Source organism: Streptomyces sp. NPDC005004, from assembly GCF_053600675.1.
On sequence record NZ_JBSGAH010000006.1, the window covers coordinates 119,190 to 145,991 of the forward strand.

A 26,802-nucleotide genomic window follows, 5' to 3' on the forward strand; every position below is an offset into this window, starting at 1 on the left:
GGCGGGGGCTCGTTCCGCGAGTACGGGGACGATCAGGTCGGGTCGAGGCCGTGGCTGCGCAGCCACGGCAGCGGGTCGATCGCCGCGCCGCCGCCCGGACGCACCTCGAAGTGCAGGTGGGGGCCGGTGGAATTGCCCGAGTTGCCGGAGAAGGCGACCGGCTGGCCGGCCTTGACGGCCGTACCGCTGGCGACGCGGTAGCTGGAGAGGTGGCAGTACCAGGTCTCGGTGCCGTCCTTGGCCGTGATGATCATCATGTTGCCGTAGGCGCTGTTCCACTTGGTGGAGACGACGCCGTCGGTGGCCGCCATCACGGTGGTGCCGTAGGAGACGGGGAAGTCGATGCCGGTGTGGACGGACATCCAGTTCACGCCCGCCTGGCCGAAGTAGGCGCTGAGACCCTTCTGGGCCACCGGGAGGACGAACTTGGGGCGCAGCCGCTCCTTGCGCGCGGCCTCGGCGGCGGCCTCTTTCTTCTCCTGCGCCTGCTGCGCCTTGAGGTCGATGCGCTCCTGGGTGCGGCTCGCCCGGTCGGTGAAGTCGTCGACCCCGGCGGAGAGCGTCTTGAGCTGGCTGTCCAGCTTGCTGTTGGCGACGGACGGCTTCACCGTGTGCGCGTCCGAGGCGGTCGCGCTGGTCTCCTGGGCGTCGTCGGTGAGGTTGCCGACCGAGGCCGCGGCGATCCCGGCCACGCCCATCACACAGACCGAGGGCACGGCGACCGTCAGCAGGGCCGAGCGCTTGGCGGGCGTACGGCGTCTGGAGCGGTTCGCCGCGCGGCCGCCCGCCCGGGGCGCCGGCACGGTCTCCTCCTGGTCGTCCAGGAGGTCGGGCACGACGGGCAGTTCGCCCGTGGAGTCCGGCTCCTCCTCGGGCGCGGCCGTCTCCCCGAACTCCGCCATCGCGGCGTCGTCGCCATAGGGGGAGTGGTGGTCGGCCTGCTGCTCGAAGGCGGCGGTGTGGTCGTACGCCGCGTGGTCCTGCGTGTCGTACGGCGCCTGGTGCTCGTGGGGCGCGTGGTGCTCCTGGTGGCCGTTCGCCGTGCCGCCGTCCGAGTTCCACTGGGTGGCGTCGTAGGCGCCGGTGTCGTGGCTCTGCGCGTTCCAGTCCCACTGCTGGGTCTGGTCGTGGCTCGCCGCGCCGTCGGTCTGGAGCCAGGCGCTCGCGTCCCACTGTCCGCTGACGTCGTGGCCGGTGGCCTGCGTGGGGACCTGCCAGGCGGTGGTGTCGTAGGCGCCGGTGTCGGCGACGGCGTGGTGCTGGGTGGCGTACGGGTCGTGGTCGTAGCCGGTCTGCCAGGCGGAGGTGTCGTAGCCGCCGGTCTGGGCATCTGTGTGGACGCCGTAGTACGCCTCGGCGGGGAAGAAGGCTCCGGTCTGGCCCGTGCCCACCGCGAAACCAGTGGCGTCGTAGCCGCTGTAGGTGGTGAGGTCGTCGTACGGGACTTCCGGGGCTCCGTACGGCGCGTAGTGCGCGGCGGAGGCGTCGGAAGCCGGGGCCGGGGAGGTCATGGTCCCCGACGGGTGACGGTCGTTCACCAACTTCTCTTTCGCCTCGACAACAGGGGCTGCCAGAGCAGTGCGGCGACTGTACCCGGCGGTACACGGGCGCCACAATCTTCCGCCGGTTTCGCGGCGGCGGGAAACGGGCATTCGGCCGTGTTTCGGGGGTCGCGGACGCGAGTTTGGCTTTGTGTTCGAAGAATGTTCGATGATGAGTGACGTTGTGTCACCTGTGCGCGGGCTGTGTCACGGCTGTCTTCCGATGCCGACGGGGTGGGCTCATACGGAGGCGGTCGGTGTGACGCGCGTTCACAGAGTGGTCAGCCATCCCGTGTACCAGGCGTGGAATCCGGGGTGGGCGGGCACGAATCCGGCCCAGTCGGGGTCGAAGAGCCAGATCTCCCCGGTGTGCGGGCCGTTCAGGACGAGCCGGAGAAACGTCCCGCAGCCCTGCTCGGCCAGCAGAAGAGTTCCCCTGGTCAGCGAGTCGGCGCCGGTACCGATTCGGCCGGACGCGGGCTCGGTGAGCGGGAACGGCGCGGCGAGACGTCCCGGTCGGCGGTCCTCCGCCCATTCGTCGTCCACCGCCTCGTCCTCCACGACCTCGGGGCGGGGTGTGGTCAGGGGCATCAGGCCGTGGGCCGGACCGGCGGGGCCGTCACCCACCTGGGCGACGAAGGAGCGGTACTCCGGCGGCAGGGCGATGCCGTGGCCGGTCTCGAACGACCGGATCTCCGGCTCGGCAAACGGAGGCCGCAGTTCGTAACGGTGCGTGTTCGACCCGAAGCGTCGCCTCGACGGGTCGCCGGCCGCCGCCTCTCGCAGGCGGGCTCGTACGGCGGCTGGGTCCCAGGTCTCCATGGCGGGGACCGTAACAAGGGCGGGGACCGGTCGTCCGGGCGTCTCCCGGGCAGCGGTCAGGCCACCGTCAGGCCGCCCGCCTCGCGCTTCGTGGCGGACTCGGTGTCCAGGGCGTCCCGTATCCCGGCGGCCACGGCGGGGTGGACGGGGAGGGCGAGGTGGCCGATGCCCGTGACACGGACGTTGAGGGCGTCCAGGTCGGGGTGCTCGACGCAGGCCGCCTCCAGCGGGTCCATCACCGAGTCCAGGTCGCTCCAGAAGCTCACGAATCGCGTACGGCAGCCGGGAGCCGGACGGGACAGCTCCTCGATGACCGCGGAGTCCGGACGCATCTGCCGGACGATGGGGTGGGCGTTGGCCAGAGGTATCGCGCGGGTGCCGGCGTGCGGGGTGCCGAGGGTGACCAGGGTGCGAACCCGCAGGTCACCGCCGAGGCACTGCACGTAGTAGCGCGCGATCAGGCCGCCCAGGCTGTGGCCCACGATGTCTATCTGACGGCTCCCGGTGCGCTCGCAGATCTCCTCCACATGGCGGGCGAGCAGCTCGGCGGCCGTGCGGATGTCGCAGGTCAGCGGGGAGTAGTTGAGCGATTCGACGCGCTGGCGGCCGTGCTGCGCGAGGCTGCGGCGCAGGAGCACGAACACCGAGCGGTTGTCGATGAAGCCGTGCAGCAGGATGACCGGCGGGCCCGCCGGGACGGGGAGCCGGGCGGCGCCGTCCGGTGAGGGCAGTGCGGCCTGGCGCCGCTCCTGCGTGAGGCCGGTGGGATACAGCAGCACGTGCCCCGCCAGGATCGCGGCCTCGAGCGCGGTGGCTTTGAGCAGCGTTACGGACAGAGAGGCCAATCTGCCGGGCCAGAAGCGGCGGCAGACGGGGAGGAAGAACGGAAATACTCCGGTGACCTTCATTGGCCGACCTCCTGTCGGCGCGCGGGAGGCGTCTCTGTCCCCCGCGCGCCCTCATGTCCCACTATGTGATTTCCCCCTCCCCGCCGGTCGTAAAACTGCCGGTTGCGGGATCCTGGCGATAACGTTCGTTCACTTCGCGACGGTGGCGGAACGTGCCAGGGATGCGGTACTTGTCGGTATGACGGAAGCGGCCGCTTCCGGTGGCTCGATGGAGGCAGTGATGGGTGTGGCAGCCGGTCCGATCCGCGTGGTGGTGGCCAAGCCGGGGCTCGACGGCCACGATCGCGGGGCCAAGGTGATCGCGCGGGCGCTGCGCGACGCCGGTATGGAGGTCATCTACACCGGCCTCCACCAGACGCCGGAGCAGATCGTCACCACCGCGATCCAGGAGGACGCCGACGCCATCGGGCTGTCGATCCTCTCGGGCGCCCACAACACGCTCTTCGCCGCCGTCATCGACCTCCTCAAGGAGCGCGACGCCGCGGACATCCTCGTCTTCGGCGGCGGCATCATCCCCGAGGAGGACATCGCGCCGCTGCGCGAGAAGGGAGTCGCGGCGATCTTCACGCCGGGCGCGACGACCGGGGCGATCGTGGAGTGGGTGCGGGAGAACGTGCGGCAGCCGGCGGCTTCGGGCGGCTGACCGGCGCCTTCACCCCCTTCCGGGTATCAGCTCCGCCGCCATCGCCGTGCGCAGTCGCAGGGTGGTGGCGAGCCGCTGGAACGCCTCCGCCCAGTAGCCTCCGGCGCCCGGCCGGCCGTCCTCGCGTTCCTCGGGGCGGGCCAGCAGGGCGTCCAGACGAGTGGTCTCCGCGGGGTCGAGGCAGCGCTCGGCCAGGCCCATCACACCGCTGAAGCTCCACGGGTAACTGCCCGCCTCCCGGGCGATGTCGAGCGCGTCCACCACCGCCCGGCCGAGCGACGGCGCCCACGGCACCGCACAGGCGCCGAGTAACTGGAACGCCTCCGACAGACCGTGCCGGGCGATGAACCCGGCCACCCAGTCGGCGCGCTCGGCCGCTTCCAGCGTGGCCAGCAGTCTTGTCCGGTCCGCGAGGGAGACGGCGCCGGGACCGCCCGCCTCCGGTGCGGCGGGCGCGCCGAGCAGCGCCCTCGCCCACTCGGCGTCCCCCTGCCGCACCGCCGCCCGGCACCACGCCGCGTGCAGCTCCTCCTGCCAGCCGTCGGCCACGGGCAGCGCCACGATCTCCTCCGCGGTACGGCCGCCGAGCCGCGCCGACCACACCCCGAGCGGGGCCGCCTCCACCAACTGGCCCAGCCACCAGGACCGTTCACCCCGCCCCTTCGGCGGCGTGGCCGACACCCCGTCCCGCTCCATGCCCGCGTCGCAGACGTGCGGAGCCTCCACGGCGACGGTGGGTTCCGCACCCGTGTGGTCGAGGGCCACGCAGGTCAGGGCGCGTTCCGCCATGCGCGCGGCGAGGGCGGAGCCGGGGAGGGAGGACAGCAACTCCGCCGCTACGGCGCGTACGTTGCGGCTGCGGTCGGCCAAGCCCCGTTCCAGGAAGGGCTCGTCGGCAGACGACAGGCTCGTGCGCAGCGAGTCGAGGAACATGAGGCGGTCCTCGGCGCGCTCGGTGGGCCAGGTGGATTCCAGCAACTTTCGTGCCCTTGACGGGGTGTGGGCGCGTACGGCTGTCAGCACGGCGACTCGCTCCGCGAACAGGCCCTCCTGCCAGAGGTGGCGTACGGCCTCGCTGTCCTCGGGGTCGGGCAGGGCCGAGCCTCCAAGGGCCGTGCGGCGGGCGAACCGCCAGTCCGGGTTCAGGCGGGCCAGCCACAGGGCTCTCGGGCCCGCGAACTCCAGGGCCGCGGGCCGGAGATCGGTCCGTCCGCGGGCCGCGTCGAGGAGGGCGGGCAGCAGGTGCGGGGGTGGGGCGTAGCCGTGTGCGTTGGCGGCCGCGAGCCACTGGGGGAGGAGTTCCGTCAGGTCGGGGGTGCTGCCGCGTCGGGTGCCCGCGGGGGAGCGGTCGGTGAGGAGGGCGGCGAGTCTGTGGGTGGCGCGGCTCGGGAGGAGCGGGCGTGGGTCGTCGGGGGCGGGTTCGGGACGTGGCGCGGCGGGTCCGGCGCGAAGGCCGGCCCGGCGTCGGACGGTCGCCATGGCGGCGGCGTCGAGCAGGGCCAGGGGTGCGGCGCGGCCGCCGTCCGCCGCGGGTACGGGGCGGCGGTCGGTGCCGAGCAGGGCGATGGTGAGGAGGTCGTCCCAGGAAGGTGCGGTGGTGGCCGTCGTCTCGTGCATCGGGGTTCCCTTCCGTGTGGGGCCGGGGCGGTGCCGCGGCGGGGTCAGTGCAGCGTCACCGGGGTGCCGGACTGGTGTGCGGGCCAGGCGGTGAGCGGGGTGAAGCCTCGGTGACCCAGCTCGCCGAAGACGGTGAGGGGGGTGCCGCCGGAGAGGGCGATCAGTCGCCAGAGGCCGGGGCGGGTGAGGGACGTGGGGGTCAGGGGGAGTGCGGTGGGGACCGGCGGGTCGGGCTCCGGTTCCGTGGGGCCCGGTTCCTCGGGGTCCCTTTCTTTGGGGGCCGCTTCTGTCTTGGTGCCGGCTTCTTCCTTGGGGTCCGCCTCCGCGTCGGCCAGTTGCCAGGAACCGGGGCGTGCGTCCGGCACCGGTACGACCCCGGCCAGGATGACCGGGACCGTGTCGAGCCAGGGATCCTCGCGCAGCGCGTCGCCGTAGCGGGCGGCCGCCTGCGCGGTGGTCAGCCCGGCGGGGCGGTCGGTGGCCGGGGTGGCTGGTGCGTACCGCTCGCCCAGCGCGGCGCGGAGCTGCCCCGCGCCCGCGTAGCCGGTCAGGTCCGCCTCCAGCATGTGGCCGACCGGCAGGGACAGTTCGGGGGCGCGTCCGGCGGCGCCGTAGGAGAGGAGCAGCCGGGTGTGGCCGGAGCCGGTGCCGTGCAGCCAGATGCGGCGGGTCGTCAGTTTCGGGTCGGCCGTGTCGTACTGGGCGAGGACCAGCCAGCGGTCGCGCAGCGGTGGACCGCCGGCGGACGCGGGCAGGCCGAGCCGGGAGCGGACCGTGGCCGCGAGGGCGTCGGGCAGTTGGGCGCGGTGCAGCCAGCCCTGGCCGAGGAGGTGCAGCAGGGCGCACTCCTCCAGAAGCCTGGTGGGCCAGTCCGCGCCGGAGGCGGGTATCGCGCCCAACTCCCTTGCCTTCGCCGCAAGCCCGGGCGCCTGTGCGTCGACCATGCGGGCGGCCGTCTCCTCCCACGGCGTGCACCCCGCCTGTTCGGCCGCGGCCAGGCCGCCGCGCAGCAGATCCGCCAGGCGCTGCTCCAGTTCGGTCACGCCCGCCGTGACCCGCTGCTCACGGCGCTCGGCACGACGCCGGGCCGCCTCGGGGTCGGCCGGGCCGCCGGAGCCCCGTCTCCGCTCCGCTCTCCCCTCCTCCGTCCGCTCCTCCGCCCGCTCTCCGAATCCGCTGCCCGCGCTGCGTGAGGCGGCGTCAGGCGCCTGGGCCGGCTCCCGGTCCGCACCCCGTCGCACCCCCTGCTGAGTCATGCGAACGACGGTAGGTCCCGCCACTGACAATCGGCCGCGTCCGAGTTATCCACAGGCCGAAGCGGTTGTCAGTGGCGTGCTGCATGGTGGAACCAGCTCGCCGACCGGCCGAGCCGAAGGGGGCCTCAGCCATGTCTGTGTCCACGGGGACGACCGCCGAACCGACCGCCGGGGCAGGGGATGCCCAGGCGTTGCGACCGCACGCCGAGGACGCCTTCGCGGTCGAACTCGCCGCGCTGGCCGCCCACGACGACAGACCGCGCCCGGCCCGCTGGAAGCTGTCGCCCTGGGCCGTGGCCACCTATCTGCTCGGCGGCACGCTGCCCGACGGCACGGTGATAACCCCCAAGTACGTGGGCCCGCGCCGCATCGTCGAGGTCGCCGTCACCACACTCGCCACCGACCGCGCCCTGCTGCTGCTCGGCGTGCCCGGCACGGCCAAGACCTGGGTGTCGGAGCACCTGGCCGCAGCCGTCAGCGGTGACTCGACCCTGCTGGTGCAGGGCACGGCGGGCACCCCGGAGGAGGCGATCCGCTACGGCTGGAACTACGCCCGGCTGCTCGCCCACGGCCCCAGCCGCGAGGCGCTCGTGCCGAGCCCGGTCATGCGCGCCATGTCCGAGGGCATGACGGCCCGGGTCGAGGAACTGACCCGCATCCCGGCCGACGTCCAGGACAGCCTGATCACCATCCTCTCCGAGAAGACCCTGCCCGTCCCCGAGCTGGGCGAGGAGGTCCAGGCCGTCCGGGGCTTCAACCTCATCGCCACCGCCAACGACCGCGACCGTGGCGTGAACGACCTCTCCAGCGCGCTGCGCCGCCGCTTCAACACCGTGGTGCTGCCATTGCCGGAGACCGCCGACGCCGAGGTGGACATCGTCACGCGCCGCGTCGAGCAGATCGGCCGCTCCCTGGACCTGCCGCCCGCGTCCGAGGGCCTGGACGAGATCCGTCGCGTCGTCACCGTGTTCCGCGAGCTGCGCGCGGGCGTCACCGGCGACGGCCGGACCAGGCTCAAGTCGCCGAGCGGCACCCTGTCCACGGCCGAGGCGATCTCCGTCGTCACCGGCGGTCTCGCCCTGTCGGCCCACTTCGGCGACGGCGTGCTGCGTGCCGGGGACGTGGCCGCGGGCATCCTCGGCGCCGTCGTCCGCGACCCGGCGGCCGACCGGGTCATATGGCAGGAGTACCTGGAGACGGTCGTGCGCGAGCGCGACGGCTGGACCGACTTCTACCGGGCCTGCCGCGAGGTGAGCGCATGAACCCGGTGAGCGGCGGGGCGTTCGCGTCCGGGCCGCTGCTGCTGGGGGTACGGCATCACGGGCCCGGCTCCGCGCGGGCCGTTCGCGCGGCGCTGGACGCGGCCCGGCCCGCTGTCGTCCTGATCGAGGGGCCGCCCGAGGCCGATCCGCTGATCCCGCTCGCCGACGGCCCCGGCCTGCGACCGCCGGTCGCGCTGCTCGCCCACGCCGTGGACGAACCCGGCCGCTCGGCCTTCTGGCCGCTGGCCGAGTTCAGCCCGGAGTGGGTGGCGATCCGCTGGGCGGCCGAGCGGGGGATCCCGGCCCGGTTCGTCGATCTGCCGGCGGCGCACACGTTGGCGGAGCCCGGGGACGAGCCCGGCGCCGACCCCGGGTCACTTGAGGGGACGCGTCTCGATCCGCTCGCCGCGCTGGCCGACGCCGCCGGGTACGACGATCCCGAGCGCTGGTGGGAGGACGTGGTCGAGCACCGGGGCGGGGGAGCGGGGGACCCCTTCGCGCCGTTCGCCGCGCTGGAGGAGGCGATGGGGGCGCTGCGTGAGCGGTACGGGGACGGGGGACGCACCCGGGACCAGGCGCGGGAGGCGCACATGCGGCTCCGACTGCGCGCGGCACGCCGTGAGTTCGGGGACGCGGTCGCGGTGGTGTGCGGGGCGTGGCACGTGCCCGCGCTGCGGGCCAGGGTCACCGTCGCCGCCGACCGGGCCCTGCTGAAGGGGCTGCCCAAGGTGAGGACGGAGCTGACGTGGGTGCCCTGGACGTACCGTCGCCTCTCCCGCTTCAGCGGCTACGGCGCGGGGATCGACTCGCCGGGGTGGTACGCACATCTGTTCCGGGCGCCGGACCGGCCGGTCGAGCGATGGCTGACCAAGGTCGCGGGGCTGCTGCGGCAGGAGGACCGGATGGTGTCCTCCGCGCACGTCATCGAGGCGGTCCGGCTCGCGGACACCCTCGCCGTGCTGCGCGGCCGCCCGCTGCCCGGGCTGAGCGAGACGACCGACGCCGTGCGCGCGGTGATGTGCGACGGATCGGACCTGCCGCTGTCCCTGGTGTACGACCGGCTGGTGGTCGGGGACGTGCTCGGGGAGGTGCCGGAGTCGGCGCCCGCGGTGCCGTTGCAGCGGGACCTCGCCCGGGAGCAGCGCCGGTTGCGGCTCAAGCCGGAGGCGGCGGAGCGGGAGTTGGAGCTGGACCTGCGCAAGGACACCGACGCCGCGCGCGGCAGGCTGCTGCACCGGCTGCGGCTGCTCGGCGTCGGCTGGGGCGAACCCACCACGTCACGAGGGAGCACGGGAACCTTCCGCGAGACCTGGCGGCTTCGCTGGGAACCGGAGTTGTCGGTGAGGGTGGCGGAGGCGGGCGTGTGGGGGACCACCGTCCTCGGCGCCGCGACGGCCAAGGCGGAGGCGGACGCGATCGCCGCCCGCACCCTCGCCGACGTCACCGTGCTGGCCGAACGGTGTCTGCTCGCCGGTCTGCCGGACGCCCTGCCCGTGGTCATGCGCGTCCTGGTCGACCGCGCGGCCCTCGACTCAGACGTCGGCCACCTCGCGCAGGCCCTTCCCGCGCTGGTCCGGTCCCTCCGCTACGGCGATGTGCGCGGCACCCATACCGGCGCGCTCGCCGAGGTGGCGGCCGTCCTGGCCGACCGGATCTTCGTCGGACTGCCCCCGGCGTGTGCCGGCCTGGACGCGGACGCGGCGCACGAGATGCGGGGGCACGTGGAGGGGGTGCAGGGGGCGGTGGCCTTGTTGTCCGAGGTGTGGGGCGGGCGCCGCCCGGAGGGCGAAGCGGGGTCGGGTGCCGAGGGCCCGCAGCGCGCCGGCCATCCTGAAGACGCCGAGCACCCCCGGCACCCCGACGATCCCCAGCGGTCTGACGAACCCCGGCGTTCCCCCCTGCGCGACCGCTGGGGCACCGTCCTCCGCACCCTCGCCCTGCGCGACGCCGTTCCCGGCGAGATACGGGGTCGTGCCGTCCGACTGCTGCTCGATGACGGCGCGTTGGCGGACAGGGAGGCGGCACGGCTCATGGGGCTGGCGCTGTCCCCGGGGACACCGCCCGGGGACGCGGCCGCGTGGATCGAGGGGTTTGTCGGGGGAGGCGGGGGCGGGCTGCTGCTGGTGCACGACGAGCGCTTGCTGGGGCTGGTCGACGGGTGGTTGACCTCGGTGTCGGCGGACGCGTTCACGGACGTGCTGCCGTTGCTGCGGCGGACCTTCTCCGCGTACGAACCCGGGGTGCGGCGCACGCTCGGCGAGCTGGTCCGGCGTGGGCCGGAAGGCGCGGCCGGACCCGTGACCGGCGCGACGGCACCGCCCGGTTTCGCGGCCGAGCCGGACCCGCGGCGCGCGGATGCCGTGGTGCCGGTGCTGCGGGCGCTGCTCGGGCTGGCGGAAGAGCGGACCGGGTCCAGGGACGACAACGCGCTTGCGGGGGTGGGCGGATGACGACAGACACGCCAGCGACGACAGACATGCCGAGGACGACAGGCACCGCACCTCGCGAAGCCGAAGCCGGCGCCGAGCGGTTGCGCCGCTGGCGGCTCGTCCTCGGCGGGGAGCAGGCCGACGGCACGGGATGCGCGCTCGCGGGGCGGGACGCGGCGATGGACACGGCACTGACCGCGCTGTACGGAAAGCAGGATCGGGGCGGCAAGGGTGCTGCGGGCGGGCGGGAGCGTTCGGCGGGACTCGGTGGTTCGGTGCCGTCGGTGGCGCGCTGGCTGGGGGACATCCGTACGTACTTCCCCTCCTCCGTCGTCCAGTTCATGCAGCGGGACGCCATCGACCGGCTCGGGCTCGCCGCGCTGCTCCTGGAGCCGGAGATGCTGGAGGCGGTGGAGGCGGACGTGCACCTGGTCGGCACGCTGCTCTCGTTGCACCAGGTCATGCCGGAGACGACGAGGCAGACCGCGCGGGCGGTCGTGCGGAAGGTGGTCGAGGATCTGGAGGAGCGGCTGGCGTCCCGTACCCGGGCGACCCTCACCGGGGCGCTCGACCGCAGTGCCCGGATCGGCAGACCGCGTCACCAGGACATCGACTGGAACCGTACGATCGCGGCCAACCTCAGGCACTATCTGCCCGAGCACCGCACGGTGGTGCCGGAACGGCTCGTCGGATACGGGCGGGCGGCGCGGTCGGTGAAGAAGGAGATCGTGCTCTGCGTGGACCAGTCCGGGTCGATGGCCGCGTCGGTCGTGTACGCGTCGGTGTTCGGGGCGGTGCTGGCCTCGATGCGGTCGGTCAGTACGCGCCTGGTCGTCTTCGACACCTCGGTCGTGGACCTCACCGATCAACTGGACGACCCGGTGGACGTCCTCTTCGGCACCCGGCTCGGCGGCGGCACGGACATCAACCGGGCGCTGGCGTACTGCCAGTCGCGGATCACCCGGCCCGCCGAGACGGTCGTGGTGCTGATCAGCGATCTGTACGAGGGCGGCATACGCGACGAGATGCTGAAGCGGGTCGCCGCGATGAAGGCGTCCGGCGTCCAGTTCGTGACCCTGCTCGCGCTCTCGGACGAAGGCACCCCCGCCTACGACCGCGACCACGCCGCAGCCCTGGCCGCGCTCGGCATCCCTGCCTTCGCCTGCACCCCCGACCACTTCCCGGAGGTGATGGCGGCGGCACTGGAGAAGCGGCCCGTCCCCGTCCCGCACCCCTCCTGACCTCGCGCCAGCACCGGCCACCGCCCGCCCGCGGACCCTTGCCTCCAGCCCGGCCCAGCCGGGTCCCGACCGTCCCCCGTCCGTCACTCACCAGGCCGCATCCCGTCCCGCTCCACCCCCGACCTGACCTGCGACAACTCCTTGTCCCCGCCGCGCGCCCGGCCAGGGTCACGGCACCGCGTGTCACCTCGCCCGGCATCATGTGACAGGTATCACCGCTCGGGTGTGACCCGCGATTTAGAGGGCCCCGGCAAGCAGCGATAACCTGCGAGGCGGACATGCCGCGCGCTCGGACACCGTGTGCGCCCCCCTAGTGACAAGCGGACGTCACGTTGCCCTTCGCGGCACGCCCACGCATCCAACGAACCGCGAGATCACTGATAGGGACGGAAGCGCGTGGACCTGTTCGAGTACCAGGCGAGGGACCTCTTCGCCAAGCACGATGTACCGGTGCTGGCCGGTGAAGTCATCGACACGCCTGAGGCGGCGCGCGAGATCACGGAGCGTCTGGGCGGCAAGTCCGTCGTCAAGGCGCAGGTGAAGGTCGGTGGTCGTGGCAAGGCCGGCGGCGTCAAGCTCGCCGCCACCCCGGACGAGGCCGTCGCCCGCGCGACGGACATCCTCGGCATGGACATCAAGGGCCACACGGTCCACAAGGTGATGATCGCCGAGACCGCTCCGGAAATCGTCGAGGAGTACTACGTCTCCTTCCTCCTCGACCGTGCCAACCGCACCTTCCTCTCCATCGCCTCCGTCGAGGGCGGCATGGAGATCGAGGAGGTCGCGGCCACCCGCCCCGAGGCCGTCGCGAAGATCGCGATCGACGCCATCGACGGTGTGGACGAGGCCAAGGCCCGCGAGATCGTCGAGGCCGCCAAGTTCCCGGCCGAGGTCGCGGACAAGGTCGCCAACGTGCTGATCAAGCTCTGGGACACCTTCATCAAGTCGGACGCCCTCCTGGTCGAGGTCAACCCGCTGGCGAAGGTCGCCTCCGGCGAGGTCATCGCCCTCGACGGCAAGGTGTCGCTCGACGAGAACGCCGAGTTCCGTCACCCCGAGTACGAAGAGCTGCACGACAAGGACGCGGCCAACCCGCTCGAGGCGGCCGCCAAGGCCAAGGGCCTCAACTACGTCAAGCTCGACGGCGAGGTCGGCATCATCGGCAACGGCGCGGGTCTCGTCATGAGCACCCTGGACGTCGTCGCGTACGCCGGTGAGAAGCACGGCGACGTGAAGCCCGCCAACTTCCTGGACATCGGCGGTGGCGCCTCCGCCCAGGTCATGGCGAACGGCCTGGAGATCATCCTGGGCGACCCGGACGTCAAGTCCGTGTTCGTCAACGTCTTCGGCGGCATCACCGCCTGCGACGAGGTCGCCAACGGCATCGTCCAGGCGCTGAAGCTCCTCGAGGAGCGCGGCGAGAAGGTCGAGAAGCCGCTCGTCGTCCGCCTCGACGGCAACAACGCCGAGCTGGGCCGCAAGATCCTCACCGACGCCAACCACCCGCTGGTGCAGCGCGTCGACACCATGGACGGCGCGGCCGACAAGGCCGCCGAGCTGGCCCACGCCGCAAAGTAAGCACTCAGGACGAGGACACAACACACCATGGCTATCTGGCTCAACAAGGACAGCAAGGTCATCGTCCAGGGCATGACCGGTGCCACCGGCATGAAGCACACCAAGCTCATGCTGGGCGACGGCACCGAGGTCGTGGGCGGCGTGAACCCGCGCAAGGCGGGTCAGACCGTGGACTTCGACGGCACCGAGGTACCCGTCTTCGGGACCGTCAAGGAGGCCATCGAGAAGACCGGCGCGAACGTCTCGGTCATCTTCGTGCCGGAGAAGTTCACCAAGGACGCGGTCGTCGAGGCCATCGACGCCGAGATCCCGCTGGCCGTCGTGATCACCGAGGGCATCGCCGTGCACGACACGGCCGCCTTCTGGGCGTACGCCGGCAAGAAGGGCAACAAGACCCGGATCATCGGCCCGAACTGCCCCGGCATCATCACGCCGGGCCAGTCGAACGTCGGCATCATCCCGGGCGACATCACCAAGCCGGGCCGCATCGGTCTGGTCTCGAAGTCCGGCACGCTGACGTACCAGATGATGTACGAGCTGCGTGACCTGGGCTTCTCGACCGCCGTCGGCATCGGTGGCGACCCGATCATCGGCACCACGCACATCGACGCCCTGGCCGCGTTCCAGGACGACCCCGACACCGACCTGATCGTGATGATCGGTGAGATCGGTGGCGACGCCGAGGAGCGCGCGGCCGCGTTCATCAAGGACAACGTGACCAAGCCGGTCGTCGGCTACGTTGCGGGCTTCACCGCGCCCGAGGGCAAGACCATGGGCCACGCCGGCGCCATCGTCTCCGGTTCGTCCGGCACCGCCCAGGCGAAGAAGGAGGCCCTGGAGGCCGCGGGCGTCAAGGTCGGCAAGACCCCGACCGAGACCGCCAAGCTGGCGCGGGAGATCCTCTCCGCCTGATCGGCCGATCACCCGATCACCCGATCGCCCGTTCGTCGGTACACCGGTGGGCCCGGTCCCCTCTCATGGGGGACCGGGCCCACCGGCGTTCCCGGGCCGGGTCATCCAGCATCCGGCGTCAGTCGCTCCGGCCCGTTGCCCTGCTCCCGGCGCAGCTTGGCGCGCAGGTCCTGCTCCGCCTTCGACAGCGGTCCCATGGCCGGGGTCGCGGGTACGCCGCGTACCGCCTGGGCGGGGGCGATGGGCGCCTCGTAGTGCGTCGGGGCCGAGTGCAGGGTCAGCGCCGTCGCGCCGACGATGGCGACGGTGAAGGCGAGGGCGGCGCGGGTCCAGAAGACGTTGCGGCGCTCGCCGACGGTGCGCACCGTGGTGGGGGCGTTCGCACGCAGCCGTTCCGTGGAGGCCAGTTCGGTCAGCCGCCGGTGCAGCGCGGCCGGGTCGGCCAGTTCCGGGACGTACGCGGCGACGGCCTCGCGGGCACGGGTCAACCGTCCCGCGGCGGCCGGGGTGCTGGCCTCCGTCTCGGCGGCCAGCTCGGGCAGGTCCAGCCCGACGCCGTCGTAGAGCACGAGGGTGCGCCGGTACGACGGCGGGAGGCTCAGCAGCGCGTCCAGCAGGGCGCGGTCGGCCGGGTCGGCGGGCGGTGGCTCGGGGTTGCGGTGGCGGGGGCGGAAGCGGTGCCAGGGGGAGAGGGCGTACTCGTACGCAGTCGCCCGCACCCAGCCGCCCGGGTCGCGGTCCCGGGCCACCTCGGGCCAGCGCTGCCAGGCGAGCTGGAAGGCACGCTCGACGGCCTCGCGGGCCAGTTCGCGGCGCCCGGTGAGGAGGTAGGTCTGGCGGACCAGGGCGGGGGCGCAGAACACGTAGAGCGCGTCGAACACCTGAGCGGGAGTCAGGGGTGGCGGCTCGGAGTCTCTCGGCGGGGGAGGGCTCGCCGCGTGCGTCCGACCCGCCGTCTGGTCGGCCAGCTCGGTGAGCAGGCGGGCGTACGCCTCGTGGCGAGGGCCGCTCGGAGTGCCTCGGCCGCGTTCCCAGGCGCGTACGGTCGCCCGGCTGACACCGAGTCGCCTGGCGACCTGAGCCTGCGTCAGCGCGTGGTGCTCGCGCAGGCGTCGGCGTTCGTCCGGTGGTGGCAGCGGACCGGCGTAAGTCTGCGTCACGGTTCACCCCTCTGCGTGATAAAGCGCATAAACATATATTGGGCGACACTACGGTGCTTCGCCTGTTACGCCGGGAAAGCGCGTGTCGTTGGGAGCATGGCGACGTGATCCCGCCGACCGATCGCCCCCCGTCGTCGTACCTGCCGTCGTCTCCGCCGTCGTCCCTGCGGACCCGGTTGCGCGACCGTTCACCCGGTCTGGGCGCGAGCCTCGTGAGCGGCGCGCTCGCCGCCGGGCTCGGACTCGCCGCGTGCGCCGCGCTGGTGATGGTGCTGTGGGTCAGCTCCCCGTACCCCGACAGCGGTCCGGGCGGCGCGCTGCACATCGCCGCCGCGCTCTGGCTGCTGGCCCACGGCGCCGAACTCCTGCGCGCCGACACCCTCTCCGGCACCCCGCAGCCCGTGGGCCTCACCCCGCTGCTGCTGCTCGCCCTGCCGGTGTGGCTGCTGCACCGGGCCGCGCGCGACGCGGTGGACGCCCCCGACGCCGCCGGCCACTCGGACCCCACCGAGGCGTCCGACGCCCCGCCCCCCGTCGCCGCCCACACGGCGTGGACCGGCGTCGTCCTCGGCTACCTCGGCGTCGGCACCGCCGTCGCCCTCTACGGTTCTGGCGGCGAACTCGGCCCCTCCTGGCCTTGGGTGACGGTCTGTCTCCCGCTGATCGCCGCCGCCGCCGCGTCCGGGGTCTGGTCGGCGTACGGCAGACCGCTCGGACCGCTGCCGGGGCCCGTGCGGGGCCTGTGCGCCGGGGCGGAGGCGCGGGCCCGGCTGCGTACGGCCCTGCGCGCGGCCGTGGCCGGTACGGCCGCGCTCACCGGCGGCGGGGCGCTGCTGCTCGGGGTCTCGCTGGTCTGGCACGGGGACGCCGCGCGGCAGTCCTTCACGCAGCTCACCGAGGGCTGGACCGGCCGGTCCACCGTCCTGCTGCTCGCCGTCTCACTGATCCCCAACGCGGCCGTGTGGGCCGCCGCCTACGCCCTCGGCCCCGGCTTCACCCTCGGCTCCGGCCATCTGGTGCACCCGCTGCTCTCCGACCCGGCCCCGCTCCTGCCGCCGTTCCCGCTGCTCGCCGCCGTGCCAGGCCCGGGCCCGGCCACCCCGTTGAACTGGGCGGCGGCCGCGGTGCCCGTCGCCGCCGGGGTGACCACCGGCTGGTTCGTGGCGCGCGGCGCCAGCCGGGGCGGGGAAGCGCCTTGGACGGCCCCGCGCACCACCGGAGTGCTCGCGCTCGCGGCCCTGCTCTGCGCCGGGACGCTGGCCCTGCTCGCCGCACTGTCGGGCGGTCCGCTGGGCGTCGGCGCGCTGGCCGACTTCGGCCCGGTGTGGTGGCGTACGGGCCCCGCGGCGGGCCTGTGGGTCCTGGTGACGGGGCTGCCGGTGGCGTGGACGGTACGGGCCTGGCGGCTGCGCGGCACCCGGAAGCCGGGCGCGGTCCCCGCTCGGTCCGCGGAGCCGAGGGGCGTGTTCACCAGGCTGCGGAAATCCGGCCCGCACAGCGCCCCGGTCGCGGAGGGCGCCGTACCCGGGCAGCAGAACCCCCGGCCCCCCGCCGAGGAGCTGTACGACTTCCTCGACGCGGACGACCCCTTCCCCTCGGACTGGTCCGACGCCCTCACCACGGCGACGCCGGTGCCCAAGGCCGAGCCCCGAGACGACCAGCCCCGAGACGACCAGCCCCGCGTCGACTAGCCCCGCTCGGCCCCCGCCGACCCCAGGACCCCCCGCAGCTCCTTCGGCAGCAGCGTGTCGCAGGACTGCTTGGCCTTGTTCGTCAGGGCGTCGTCCACGCAGGTGTAGTAGTCGCGGTAGACGAGCTGGACGGTGAAGACCGAGGCCGTCAGGCACAGGGCGAGGGCAGCGGCGATCATGCCGCCGATCGCGGCCGTCGCCTGGGGGCGGCCGTGCTGGGGCGGCTGCGCGGCGGCGGGGGCGTCCGGGTCCGGGGTGCGGGGCTTGGCGCGCAGGGAGCTGCCGCCCCAGTACAGCGAGAGGGCACCCAGGAGCAGCGAGACGTACGGCCAGCCCAGGAGCACGAAGAAGACGGCCCACATGCCGGCCAGGAGCGCGTAGCGCGCGCGGCGCTGCGCCGGGTCGGTCAGGTCCCAGCGCTTCTTGTCCGGGCCCCCGCCAGGACGCTCGGGTCCGCTGCCGGGACGCTCGCCGAAGGTGCCGGGGGCGCGGCCGGGCTGCCGGTCGCTCCACTGGCTGCCCCAGGGCGAGCCGTGTCCCTGGCCGCCCGAGCCCTCGGGACGGTTGCCCCACGGCGAGCCCTGGCCCTCGCCGGAGTCCGAGCCCTCCGGGTGCCGGGGGCGCCACGGCTGGTCCGGGCTGCCCTCGGGCGGAGGCGCGAACGGGTTGTCGTCCTGCTGGTCGCCGCCCCGGCCGCCGTCGCCGCCCGTCGGTGCCTGGGGCGGCGTGGAGGGCCGCTCCCGCAGCAGCGTGAAGCCGCGCTCGGGCAGCACGGAGCCGCGCTCGCCTCCCAGGTCCGGACGCGGCGGGAACGTGAGGAGTCGCGGGCTGCGATCGGGCATCAAAGGAGCGTCTTCCCCTAGGTCATGACGTAGGCCACTGCTCAGGCCGTGACAACTGTCCGGCACGAGCTTCCGTCCCGTGAACGGACCGCGCCACCACGGCGTTCCCGAGCCGGTTCCTGGCGAACGCTACCTTCCGGCCACGCCCCCGTCCCGTGGGGGCCGTCCGGAGTGCCGGTATCGTTGCTGGCGGCCGGCCGCTTCGTAGACTTCCCCGTATCCGGGGGCGCGAAGCTTTGTACGACCGTACAAACGCGACCGTACGAACCGGCCGGACATTCCGCCGTCCCGAGAAAGGGCCCCATCGTGGCCGCCACCCCCGCCGGTCCGTCGGCCAAGCGTCTGGTCGTGCTGGTCTCCGGCTCCGGAACCAACCTCCAGGCACTGCTGGACGAGATCGAACGCGTCGGAGCGGAGGCGTACGGCGCCCGGATCGTCGCCGTCGGGGCGGACCGCGACGGCATCGAGGGGCTGGCCCGCGCCGAGCGCGCCGGGCTGCCGACCTTCGTGTGCCGGGTGAAGGACCACGGGAGCCGCGAGGAGTGGGACGCGGCGCTCGCCGGGGCGGTCGCCGCCTTCGAGCCCGACCTCGTGATCTCCGCCGGGTTCATGAAGATCGTCGGCAAGGAGTTCCTGGCCCGGTTCGGCGGGCGGTTCGTCAACACCCACCCGGCGCTGCTGCCGAGCTTTCCCGGGGCCCACGGTGTGCGCGACGCGCTCGCGTACGGCGCCAAGGTCACCGGCTGCACCGTCCACTTCGTCGACGACGGCGTCGACACCGGGCCGATCATCGCGCAGGGCGTGGTCGAGGTCCGGGACGAGGACGACGAGAGCGCTCTGCACGAGCGCATCAAGGACGTCGAGCGAAGGCTGCTCGTCGAGGTCGTGGGCCGGCTCGCCCGCCACGGCCATCGCATTGAGGGACGAAAGGTAGTTATCCAGTGACCGCCACCGCCGAGAGCACCAAGCGGCCCCTTCGCCGGGCGCTCGTCAGCGTCTACGACAAGACCGGCCTCGAAGAGCTCGCGCGCGGGCTGCACGAGGCCGGTGTGGAGCTGGTCTCCACCGGTTCCACGGCGTCCCGCATCGCCGCCGCGGGCGTCCCCGTCACGGCCGTCGAGGAGCTGACCGGCTTCCCCGAGTGCCTGGACGGCCGGGTCAAGACCCTGCACCCCAAGGTCCACGCGGGCATCCTCGCCGACCTGCGCCTGGACAGCCACCGCGCGCAGCTCGACGAGCTGGGCGTCGCGCCGTTCGACCTCGTCGTCGTCAACCTCTACCCGTTCCGGGAGACCGTCGCCTCCGGCGCCTCCCCCGACGAGTGCGTGGAGCAGATCGACATCGGCGGCCCCTCGATGGTCCGCGCCGCCGCCAAGAACCACCCCTCCGTGGCCGTGGTGACCAGCCCCGAGCGGTACGCCGACGTGCTCGCCGCCGCCCAGGGGGGCGGCTTCGACCTCGCCGCGCGCAAGCGCCTGGCCGCCGAGGCGTTCCGGCACACCGCCGCCTACGACGTGGCCGTGGCCGACTGGTTCGCCACCGCGTACGCCCCGGTGGACGACTCCCCGTTCCCCGACTTCCTCGGCGCCACCTGGGACCGCGCGCACACCCTGCGCTACGGCGAGAACCCGCACCAGCCCGCCGCGCTGTACGTCGAGCAGGGCGCCGAGGGGCTCGCCCAGGCAGAGCAGCTGCACGGCAAGGAGATGTCGTACAACAACTACACGGACACGGACGCCGCGCGCCGTGCCGCCTACGACCACGACGAGCCGTGTGTCGCGATCATCAAGCACGCCAACCCGTGCGGCATCGCGGTCGGCGCGGACGTGGCCGAGGCGCACCGCAAGGCGCACGCCTGCGACCCGCTCTCCGCGTTCGGCGGCGTCATCGCGGTGAACCGGCCGGTCAGCAAGGAGCTTGCCGAGCAGGTCGCTGAGATCTTCACCGAGGTCATCGTGGCGCCGGACTACGAGGAGGGCGCGCTGGAGGCCCTGACGCGGAAGAAGAACATCCGCGTCCTGAAGGCCCCGCACGCGCCCGCCTCCCGTGTCGAGGTCAAGCCCATCGACGGCGGTGTCCTGGTCCAGGAGACCGACCGCCTCCAGGCCGACGGCGACGACCCGGCGAACTGGACCCTGGCCAGCGGCGAGGCGCTCTCCGCCGAGGAGCTGGCCGAGCTGGCCTTCGCCTGGCGGGCCTGCCGAGCGGTGAAGTCCAACGCGATCCTGCTCGCCAAGGACGGTGCCTCGGTCGGCGTCGGCATGGGGCAGGTCAACCGCGTCGACTCCTGCAAGCTGGCGGTCGAGCGGGCGGGCGAGGAGCGGGCGCGCGGTGCCTTCGCGGCCTCCGACGCGTTCTTCCCCTTCCCCGACGGGCCCGAGATCCTGATCGGCGCCGGGGTCCGCGCCATCGTGCAGCCCGGCGGCTCGATCCGCGACGAGCAGGTCGTTGAGGCGGCGAAGAAGGCGGGCGTGACGATGTACTTCACGGGGACGCGCCACTTCTTCCACTGAGCGCACCGGGCCGGCGTACGGCCGCACCGACATACGGCCGAGGGCCGTGTCCCACCCGGATCGGGGGGACACGGCCCTCGGCCGTGAACCGTGCGCTCAGTCCTTGTGCGCCACCACGGTGCCCGCGACCTTGTCGTGCCAGCCCTGCTGGCGGCCGGAGTTGTCCCAGAAGGGGGACAGGTAGACGAGGAGCTGGCCGATGCCGCAGCTCACGTAGCCCGCGGCGGTGGGGATGATCCAGCGCAGGAAGGACTTGAGCAGACCCGGCTTCTGGCCGGTGTCGGCGCGCAGGACGCGGATGCCGACGGCCAGCTTGCCCAGGGTCGCGCCGACCAGGCCGACCATCAGCCACTCGTAGAGCAGGGTCGCGAGACCGAACAGGAGCGCGATGGGGAGGATCTTGCTCACCATGCCCTGGCTGGCGTCCTGCATACAGGCGTCGTAGGCGGCCGAACCCGCGCTGGCGTCGCACTCCTGGGCCGAGCTCACGGCGCCCGCGATGCCGATGGACGCGAAGATGATGTAGATCACGAATATGATCGCGAAGTCGATCGCGCGGGCGCCGAAGCGGCGGCCCATCGAGGCCAGACGGGGGCCGGGGCCGCCCGGGTAACCGACGCCGGGCTGCTGCGGGTAGCCGTAGCCCTGGGGCGGGACGCCGCCGCCCTGCGGGTAGCCGTACTGCGGCGGCACGCCCTGCGGGGCCTGGGGGTAACCGGGCTGCTGCGGCTGGCCGTAGCCCTGCTGGGGGTCCTGGGGCTGACCGTACGGGTTGTTGGGCGAGCCGAAACTCATGGCTGGTTTCCTCCGTTGACCTTGCGGGGACGACGCGGAAGGCACGGAGGAATGACACGTTATGAGCGGTTAGCCCCCCACCGGACCGCGGCTTGTGCGCCATTCATGGTTGTGGAGGCGCAAGATCTTGTCCACCCGTATTCGCGATGTGTTGTGCAAGTGCAACATCAACGATCATCAGTGATCAACGACGGACATCCCGGGAGGTGCGGGACGTGCGGGACGCCACTCCGCCAGCGCCCACCCGGATTGGAACCGGGGGCCCGTCATCCGCGAGGATGGGGGTATGACCGCCCAGATTCTCGATGGCAAGGCCACCGCAGCCGCGATCAAGTCCGATCTGACCGCCCGCGTGGCGGCGCTGAAGGAGAAGGGAATCACGCCCGGCCTCGGCACCGTCCTCGTCGGGGAGGACCCCGGCAGCCAGAAGTACGTCGCGGGCAAGCACCGCGACTGCGCGCAGGTCGGCATCGCCTCCATCCAGCGTGAACTGCCCGCCACCGCCACCCAGGAGGAGATCGAGGCGGTCGTCCGCGAGCTGAACGAGGACCCGGCCTGCACCGGTTACATCGTCCAGCTCCCGCTGCCCAAGGGCATCGACGAGAACCGCATCCTGGAACTGATGGACCCGGAGAAGGACGCCGACGGCCTCCACCCGACCAACCTCGGCCGCCTCGTCCTCAACGAGCCCGCCCCCCTGCCCTGCACCCCCAACGGCGTCCTCACCCTGCTGCGCCGCTACGGCGTCGAGACCAAGGGCGCCGAGGTTGTCGTCGTCGGCCGCGGTGTGACCATCGGCCGCTCGATGCCGCTGCTGCTCACCCGGCGCAGCGAGAACGCCACGGTGACCCAGTGCCACACCGGCACCCGCGACCTGGCCGCGCACCTCAAGCGCGCCGACATCGTCATCGCGGCCGCCGGCTCCCCGCACCTGATCCGCGCCGAGGACATCAAGCCCGGCGCGGCCGTGCTCGACGTGGGCGTCTCCCGCAACGCCGAGGGCAAGATCGTCGGCGACGTCCACCCGGACGTGGCCGAGGTGGCCGCGTGGATCTCCCCCAACCCCGGTGGCGTGGGCCCGATGACCCGTGCCCAGCTGCTGGTCAACGTGGTCGAGGCGGCGGAGCGCAGTGCCGGCTGACGACGTGCGCGAGGACGCGGAGACCCGCGCGGAGAGCTGCGAGGAGGACGGGACGGTGCGGACGGAAGCCGGCAGCGCCGCCACGGCGCCCGCGGCTCGCAAGCGCCGCTTCCCGTTGTTCACCAAGGACACCGCGCGCCCCGAGGGCGGTGGCCGGGCCGCCTCCGGCGACGCCCCGGCACCCGCGCGGCAGTGGCCGATGCTCGTCGTGCTGTCCCTGGTCGGGCTCGGTCTGCTGCTGACCGCGTTCGACCTGGTGCGCGCCGGCACCCTGCTGATCGGCGTCGCGCTGCTGACCGGCGCGGTGCTGCGCTGGCTGCTGCCCTCGGTCGGCATGCTGGCGGTCCGCTCGCGGTTCACGGACATCGTCACCTACGGCATCCTCGGCGTCGTGATCACCCTGCTGGCCCTGATGGTCCAGCCGAACCCCCTGCTGGTGATCCCGTTCCTCAAGGACGCGCTGCACTTCACGGTGAGCAAGTAACGCCGTCCGCAAGGCGGTTACGGCTCCCGCGGCCGCTGTGGCCGGTGGGCTCGCCCCCTCCCCCGACCGGGGGCGAGCCGCCGGGGATCAGCGTGGCGCGGCCCGGCGCGGCTGTTCAACGCCTGTCCGTCGGCTGTGGCACGGAGGTGACGGTTCCGCTACGGGCCCGCACCCTGGGTGCTGCCGGTTCCGGGGCAGTTCGGGGACAACGACGCGAACACCCCGTAGCGGCCGGAGAACCGGGCTAACGTGGTGAAGGTGCGTGAAGGCGCCCAACGGGGTCGTCCCATGGGCGGGGGGTTAGGGCGCGCGCGACGGAGCGCTGCCCACGGACGGATGCTTCCGTGCGCCCCCGGGAGGGGAACCGGGGTCCTCCGGTGGCGCATCCCCGTGGATGAACGGGTGACCGGACGACCGGACGCACCGGGCGGATCGACGGGGACCGTCCGGTTCCGGCGCGGCCGTGGGGAGACGGCTCTCGCCGGGGGACGAGTGTGGGGGGAAGAGCGATGCCTCGTTGGAAACCGCTGCCGGACGAACTCGATCCGCAGATAAGGGAGTTCACCGGTCAGTTACGGCGGATCGTCGACCAGGGCGGCCTGAGCGTCGCGGCGCTGGCGGACCGGACCGGCTACAGCAGAACGTCCTGGGAGCGCTACCTGGGAGGCCGCCTCCTCGCCCCCCTCGGCGCGGTCGTCGCCCTCGCCGAGGCCACCGGGACCAGCCCCGTCCACCTCACCACGATGTGGGAACTGGCCGAACGCGCCTGGAGCCGCGCGGAGTCCCGCCAGGACCACACGATGGAACAGATCCGGATCACCCAGGCACGGGCGGCGCTGGGGGACGCGGGGACGGCGGGGGCCGGCGGGCCGGGCGCGGCTTCGGCGGTCGGCGGCGGTGACGGGGCAAGCGGTGCCGGTGCGGCCGCCGGTGCCGGTGCGCCGAGCCGGGCCCCGGGGCCGGGTGACACGGTCGCCGACGCCGTTCGGGCACCGGGTGGAGCCGGGTTCGGGTCCGCGCCCGCAGCGGGGAGCACGGGCACCGGCGGTCCGTCGGCGGCAGGCGGCTTCGGCCCGGCTCCCGCCGCGGGCAGCACCGGTGGCGGCAACGGCGCGGCACCTCGGACGCCGGACGGCGCCGGTGCCCCCGCGAAGCCCGGCGGCACAGGTCACGGCGGTGCGGCGCCGGGGATCGCCGGACCGGCGGGCGTGGTTCCCGCGGGGGCTGCGCACCTCCCGGCGCAGCCGACCGCGGCCGACGTGGACCGCGCCGCCCCGCCCGCCGAGGACACCGGCCGCGCACGGCGTACGACGCTCTTCGCGGCCGGGGCCGCCGTCGTCCTCCTCGCGATCGGGGCGGTCCTCCTGTTCACCGGGCGGGACGACGGGGGCAGCGAGCCCGGGAGGGCCGTCGACCCGCCCTCGGCGGCGGCCCGTACCCCGCAGGCGCTGCCCGCGGGCGTCAAGTGCGCCGGGGCCTCCTGCGCGGGGAAGGACGCCGAGGCCATGGGGTGCAGCGGGGCCCGGGTGGCGACGGTGAGCAGCGCGGTCGTCGGGACGGTCACGCTGGAGGTGCGGTACAGCCGGATCTGCGGCGCGGCTTGGGGGCGCATCACCGGGGCCGCGCCGGGGGACCGGGTGCGTGTTCTCGTGGGCGGTGAGCGGCACGGCGCCGTCACCGAGGCCGGGGACACCATCGCGTACACCCCGATGGTGACGGTCGAGCAGGCGTCCGGTGTCCGGGCCTGCGCGACGCTCGCGGCCGGGAGGACGGCTTGCACGAAACCGGCGAAGTAGCCACGCCCCCCGAACGAATTCCGCCCGGCCCGGCATGGCTCGCCCGAACCCGGGCACTCGCACTTGTACCCCCCCACGGGAGACCGGTGACGGCCGGTACCCCCGCCGGCGGCCGCCTTCGTCTCCCTCTCCCGGACGGGCGGCCGCCTCATACGTTCTCCGGGGTCAACTCGGCGGAGCAGCCGCCCTGTGGGGTGAGCCACAGGGCCCCGGACGTCCGGGATGCGGGATGCGCGATAGCCTGACCGCTGGATCTCTCTTGACGCCAAGAGATCGATCATCCACACGGGGCAGGGACGCCCCACCGCCTGTCATACGGAGAACGCCATGACCCGCACTCCCGTGAACGTCACCGTCACCGGCGCGGCCGGCCAGATCGGTTACGCCCTGCTCTTCCGCATCGCCTCCGGCCAGCTCCTCGGCGCGGACGTGCCGGTCAACCTGCGCCTGCTGGAGATCACCCCGGCGCTGAAGGCGGCCGAGGGCACGGCCATGGAGCTGGACGACTGCGCGTTCCCGCTGCTGAACGGCATCACCATCACCGACGACCCGAACGTCGCCTTCGACGGTGCCAACGTCGCCCTCCTCGTCGGCGCCCGCCCCCGTACCAAGGGCATGGAGCGCGGCGACCTCCTCGAGGCCAACGGCGGCATCTTCAAGCCGCAGGGCAAGGCCATCAACGACCACGCCGCGGACGACATCAAGGTCCTCGTCGTCGGCAACCCGGCCAACACCAACGCCCTGATCGCCCAGGCCGCCGCCCCGGACGTACCGGCCGAGCGCTTCACCGCGATGACCCGCCTCGACCACAACCGCGCGCTGACCCAGCTCGCGAAGAAGACGGGCGTGCCGGTCTCCGAGATCAAGCGCCTGACGATCTGGGGCAACCACTCCGCCACCCAGTACCCGGACATCTTCCACGCCACGGTCGCGGGCAAGAACGCCGCCGAGGTCGTGAACGACGAGCAGTGGCTGGCCGACGACTTCATCCCGACCGTCGCCAAGCGCGGTGCCGCGATCATCGAGGCCCGTGGCGCCTCCTCGGCCGCCTCCGCCGCCAACGCCGCCATCGACCACGTGTACACCTGGGTCAACGGCACCGCCGAGGGCGACTGGACCTCCATGGGCATCCCGTCGGACGGCTCCTACGGCGTCCCGGAGGGCCTGATCTCCTCCTTCCCGGTCACCACCAAGGACGGCACGTACGAGATCGTCCAGGGCCTGGACGTCAACGAGTTCTCCCGCGCCCGCATCGACGCCTCGGTGCAGGAGCTGGCGGAGGAGCGCGACGCGGTCCGCGCCCTCGGCCTCATCTGAGCCACGCGCACGCTGACGGGCTCCCACCGGTACGACCGGTGGGAGCCCGTCCCGTCTTTCCACACCTACTCCATGCCGCGCTTGCCCGGCGTCCAGAACGGCTTGGTCAGTACCGAGCGCCGGTCCCAGCCCGCGTCGCGCAGCACATGCCGTACCGCCTGCACGGTGCGCGCCTCACCGGCGACGTACGCCACTCCGCCGGGCGCGGGCGAAAGGCGGCCCACCGCCTCGGGCAGCGGGATCTCGCCGCGCAGGATCCACTCGATGCGGCCCGCGTGGGCCAGCGGCAGCCGGTCGCCCACCGTGTCCGTCTCCACGCAGCCCGAGACCCGCGCGCCGTCGGGCAGCGCGGCGAGCATCGCACCGAAGGCGACCGACGCGGTCTCGTCGCCGACGAAGACGTGGTGCGCGGCGTCCCGGCGCAGTGTGAAGGAACCTTCCGGCTTGCCGAGCCGCACCTCGTCGCCGACCGCCGCCTCGCGGCCCCAGCGCGCGCCCGGACCGTCACCGGGGTGGTCCAGGACGCACAACTCCAGTGCGCCGGCGGGCTCATAGCGCCAGATCGAGTACGTGCGACGGGTCACCGCGGTGCCCACCAGGACCCGCACCTGCTGACCCGGCAGCACGTCCAGACCGGCCAGCGCCTCGCCCTCGACGCGCAGGCGCCGCATCCGGGCGGTGAACCGCTCCACGGCGGTGACGGTGCCCCGGAGCATCAGCAGATCGAGGACGGGATTCAGCAGCGCGGGCATGCACGGCTCCTTGAAGTGCGACAACTCGGCCGAAAGGAACCCGAGTTGATCATCAGTGGGGGGTGGTGGGCGATGCTACGCGCTCCCTTCCCGGCGCCGTCG

22 protein-coding genes are annotated in these 26,802 nt (G+C 73.2%); 13 read left to right on the top strand and 9 right to left on the bottom strand.

What is annotated here, in order from left to right; genetic code table 11:
• Positions 1-32 precede the first annotated feature (32 nt).
• The 3 genes from ACWEEU_RS10195 to ACWEEU_RS10205 all read right to left on the bottom strand — a co-directional run bounded on the left by ACWEEU_RS10195 (position 33) and on the right by ACWEEU_RS10205 (position 3,271).
• Complete coding sequence (locus tag ACWEEU_RS10195) at positions 33-1,511, bottom strand: M23 family metallopeptidase (RefSeq protein ID WP_451731016.1); 1,479 nt, start codon at positions 1,509-1,511, stop codon at positions 33-35.
• 300 nt (positions 1,512-1,811) lie between these two features.
• Positions 1,812-2,363, bottom strand: coding sequence for an SMI1/KNR4 family protein (locus ACWEEU_RS10200; RefSeq protein ID WP_451730642.1), 552 nt, complete (start codon positions 2,361-2,363; stop codon positions 1,812-1,814).
• Positions 2,364-2,419: 56 nt separating this feature from the next.
• The gene (locus tag ACWEEU_RS10205; RefSeq protein WP_451730645.1) at positions 2,420-3,271 is read right to left on the bottom strand and encodes an esterase/lipase family protein; all 852 of its coding nucleotides are present in this window, start codon (positions 3,269-3,271) and stop codon (positions 2,420-2,422) included.
• Positions 3,272-3,491: 220 nt separating this feature from the next.
• Between ACWEEU_RS10205 and ACWEEU_RS10210 the strand changes: the two genes are divergently transcribed.
• Positions 3,492-3,914, top strand: a complete 423-nt coding sequence (locus tag ACWEEU_RS10210; protein WP_385747810.1) for a cobalamin B12-binding domain-containing protein — start codon at positions 3,492-3,494, stop codon at positions 3,912-3,914.
• A 9-nt stretch (positions 3,915-3,923) separates the two neighbouring features.
• On the opposite strand, the gene ACWEEU_RS10215 is transcribed toward ACWEEU_RS10210, so the two are convergent.
• Positions 3,924-5,531, bottom strand: coding sequence for a DUF5691 domain-containing protein (locus ACWEEU_RS10215; protein WP_451730648.1), 1,608 nt, complete (start codon positions 5,529-5,531; stop codon positions 3,924-3,926).
• A 44-nt stretch (positions 5,532-5,575) separates the two neighbouring features.
• A complete protein-coding gene (locus ACWEEU_RS10220) occupies positions 5,576-6,787 on the bottom strand; it encodes a hypothetical protein (protein WP_451730651.1) in 1,212 nt (403 codons plus the stop codon).
• A gap of 131 nt (positions 6,788-6,918) precedes the next feature.
• Between ACWEEU_RS10220 and ACWEEU_RS10225 the strand changes: the two genes are divergently transcribed.
• From ACWEEU_RS10225 to sucD, 5 genes are all read left to right on the top strand, one after another.
• A complete protein-coding gene (locus ACWEEU_RS10225; RefSeq protein WP_385747816.1) occupies positions 6,919-8,049 on the top strand; it encodes an ATP-binding protein in 1,131 nt (376 codons plus the stop codon).
• Positions 8,046-10,499, top strand: a complete 2,454-nt coding sequence (locus tag ACWEEU_RS10230; RefSeq protein WP_451730655.1) for a DUF5682 family protein — start codon at positions 8,046-8,048, stop codon at positions 10,497-10,499. The genes ACWEEU_RS10225 and ACWEEU_RS10230 overlap by 4 nt, the downstream gene beginning before the upstream one ends.
• Positions 10,500-10,525: 26 nt before the next feature.
• Entirely contained in the window at positions 10,526-11,719 is a 1,194-nt protein-coding gene (locus ACWEEU_RS10235) for a vWA domain-containing protein (RefSeq protein ID WP_451730658.1), read from the top strand.
• A 396-nt stretch (positions 11,720-12,115) separates the two neighbouring features.
• Complete coding sequence (gene sucC, locus ACWEEU_RS10240) at positions 12,116-13,297, top strand: ADP-forming succinate--CoA ligase subunit beta (protein ID WP_385747822.1); 1,182 nt, start codon at positions 12,116-12,118, stop codon at positions 13,295-13,297.
• A 27-nt stretch (positions 13,298-13,324) separates the two neighbouring features.
• Positions 13,325-14,209, top strand: a complete 885-nt coding sequence (gene sucD / locus ACWEEU_RS10245; RefSeq protein WP_030811903.1) for a succinate--CoA ligase subunit alpha — start codon at positions 13,325-13,327, stop codon at positions 14,207-14,209.
• A 101-nt stretch (positions 14,210-14,310) separates the two neighbouring features.
• Here the strand turns inward: sucD and ACWEEU_RS10250 are convergent, their stop codons facing one another.
• Positions 14,311-15,369 (bottom strand): sigma factor-like helix-turn-helix DNA-binding protein, encoded by a 1,059-nt coding sequence (locus ACWEEU_RS10250; RefSeq protein ID WP_451730663.1) that lies wholly within the window; start codon positions 15,367-15,369, stop codon positions 14,311-14,313.
• 104 nt (positions 15,370-15,473) lie between these two features.
• Here ACWEEU_RS10250 and ACWEEU_RS10255 point away from each other — a divergent pair, with 104 nt between their 5' ends.
• Entirely contained in the window at positions 15,474-17,060 is a 1,587-nt protein-coding gene (locus tag ACWEEU_RS10255) for a cell division protein PerM (protein ID WP_451730666.1), read from the top strand.
• Here ACWEEU_RS10255 and ACWEEU_RS10260 read toward each other — a convergent pair.
• Positions 17,057-17,902 (bottom strand): hypothetical protein, encoded by an 846-nt coding sequence (locus ACWEEU_RS10260; RefSeq protein ID WP_385748763.1) that lies wholly within the window; start codon positions 17,900-17,902, stop codon positions 17,057-17,059. The two genes, ACWEEU_RS10255 and ACWEEU_RS10260, sit on opposite strands and share 4 nt — an antisense overlap.
• A 306-nt stretch (positions 17,903-18,208) precedes the next feature.
• Here ACWEEU_RS10260 and purN point away from each other — a divergent pair, with 306 nt between their 5' ends.
• Both purN and purH read left to right on the top strand, forming a co-directional pair.
• The gene (gene purN, locus ACWEEU_RS10265; RefSeq protein ID WP_385748761.1) at positions 18,209-18,847 is read left to right on the top strand and encodes a phosphoribosylglycinamide formyltransferase; all 639 of its coding nucleotides are present in this window, start codon (positions 18,209-18,211) and stop codon (positions 18,845-18,847) included.
• A complete protein-coding gene (gene purH / locus ACWEEU_RS10270) occupies positions 18,844-20,415 on the top strand; it encodes a bifunctional phosphoribosylaminoimidazolecarboxamide formyltransferase/IMP cyclohydrolase (RefSeq protein WP_385748758.1) in 1,572 nt (523 codons plus the stop codon). Before purN ends, purH begins: the two co-directional genes overlap by 4 nt.
• Positions 20,416-20,511: 96 nt before the next feature.
• Here purH and ACWEEU_RS10275 read toward each other — a convergent pair whose 3' ends face one another.
• The gene (locus ACWEEU_RS10275) at positions 20,512-21,210 is read right to left on the bottom strand and encodes an RDD family protein (RefSeq protein ID WP_385748755.1); all 699 of its coding nucleotides are present in this window, start codon (positions 21,208-21,210) and stop codon (positions 20,512-20,514) included.
• Positions 21,211-21,496: 286 nt separating this feature from the next.
• Between ACWEEU_RS10275 and ACWEEU_RS10280 the strand changes: the two genes are divergently transcribed.
• The 4 genes from ACWEEU_RS10280 to ACWEEU_RS10295 all read left to right on the top strand — a co-directional run bounded on the left by ACWEEU_RS10280 (position 21,497) and on the right by ACWEEU_RS10295 (position 25,948).
• Entirely contained in the window at positions 21,497-22,351 is an 855-nt protein-coding gene (locus tag ACWEEU_RS10280) for a bifunctional methylenetetrahydrofolate dehydrogenase/methenyltetrahydrofolate cyclohydrolase (protein ID WP_018544005.1), read from the top strand.
• Positions 22,341-22,835 carry a DUF3017 domain-containing protein gene (locus ACWEEU_RS10285; protein WP_385748752.1) on the top strand — a complete coding sequence of 165 codons (495 nt, stop codon included), beginning with the start codon at positions 22,341-22,343 and terminating at the stop codon, positions 22,833-22,835. The genes ACWEEU_RS10280 and ACWEEU_RS10285 overlap by 11 nt, the downstream gene beginning before the upstream one ends.
• A gap of 509 nt (positions 22,836-23,344) precedes the next feature.
• Positions 23,345-24,631 (top strand): DUF2690 domain-containing protein, encoded by a 1,287-nt coding sequence (locus ACWEEU_RS10290; protein WP_451730673.1) that lies wholly within the window; start codon positions 23,345-23,347, stop codon positions 24,629-24,631.
• A gap of 327 nt (positions 24,632-24,958) precedes the next feature.
• On the top strand, positions 24,959-25,948 hold the full coding sequence (locus ACWEEU_RS10295; protein WP_385748746.1) for a malate dehydrogenase: 990 nt from the start codon (positions 24,959-24,961) through the stop codon (positions 25,946-25,948).
• Positions 25,949-26,013: 65 nt separating this feature from the next.
• Here the strand turns inward: ACWEEU_RS10295 and ACWEEU_RS10300 are convergent, their stop codons facing one another.
• Complete coding sequence (locus ACWEEU_RS10300) at positions 26,014-26,700, bottom strand: siderophore-interacting protein (protein ID WP_451730676.1); 687 nt, start codon at positions 26,698-26,700, stop codon at positions 26,014-26,016.
• Positions 26,701-26,802 lie beyond the last annotated feature (102 nt).

Coding starts and splice junctions, on each gene's coding strand:
- ACWEEU_RS10195 (WP_451731016.1), bottom strand. CDS start 1,511: ATGACCTCCCCGGCCCCGGCTTCCGACGCCTCCGCCGCGCACTACGCG.
- ACWEEU_RS10200 (WP_451730642.1), bottom strand. CDS start 2,363: ATGGAGACCTGGGACCCAGCCGCCGTACGAGCCCGCCTGCGAGAGGCG.
- ACWEEU_RS10205 (WP_451730645.1), bottom strand. CDS start 3,271: ATGAAGGTCACCGGAGTATTTCCGTTCTTCCTCCCCGTCTGCCGCCGC.
- ACWEEU_RS10210 (WP_385747810.1), top strand. CDS start 3,492: ATGGGTGTGGCAGCCGGTCCGATCCGCGTGGTGGTGGCCAAGCCGGGG.
- ACWEEU_RS10215 (WP_451730648.1), bottom strand. CDS start 5,531: ATGCACGAGACGACGGCCACCACCGCACCTTCCTGGGACGACCTCCTC.
- ACWEEU_RS10220 (WP_451730651.1), bottom strand. CDS start 6,787: ATGACTCAGCAGGGGGTGCGACGGGGTGCGGACCGGGAGCCGGCCCAG.
- ACWEEU_RS10225 (WP_385747816.1), top strand. CDS start 6,919: ATGTCTGTGTCCACGGGGACGACCGCCGAACCGACCGCCGGGGCAGGG.
- ACWEEU_RS10230 (WP_451730655.1), top strand. CDS start 8,046: ATGAACCCGGTGAGCGGCGGGGCGTTCGCGTCCGGGCCGCTGCTGCTG.
- ACWEEU_RS10235 (WP_451730658.1), top strand. CDS start 10,526: ATGCCGAGGACGACAGGCACCGCACCTCGCGAAGCCGAAGCCGGCGCC.
- sucD (WP_030811903.1), top strand. CDS start 13,325: ATGGCTATCTGGCTCAACAAGGACAGCAAGGTCATCGTCCAGGGCATG.
- ACWEEU_RS10260 (WP_385748763.1), bottom strand. CDS start 17,902: ATGCCCGATCGCAGCCCGCGACTCCTCACGTTCCCGCCGCGTCCGGAC.
- ACWEEU_RS10275 (WP_385748755.1), bottom strand. CDS start 21,210: ATGAGTTTCGGCTCGCCCAACAACCCGTACGGTCAGCCCCAGGACCCC.
- ACWEEU_RS10280 (WP_018544005.1), top strand. CDS start 21,497: ATGACCGCCCAGATTCTCGATGGCAAGGCCACCGCAGCCGCGATCAAG.
- ACWEEU_RS10290 (WP_451730673.1), top strand. CDS start 23,345: ATGCCTCGTTGGAAACCGCTGCCGGACGAACTCGATCCGCAGATAAGG.
- ACWEEU_RS10295 (WP_385748746.1), top strand. CDS start 24,959: ATGACCCGCACTCCCGTGAACGTCACCGTCACCGGCGCGGCCGGCCAG.
- ACWEEU_RS10300 (WP_451730676.1), bottom strand. CDS start 26,700: ATGCCCGCGCTGCTGAATCCCGTCCTCGATCTGCTGATGCTCCGGGGC.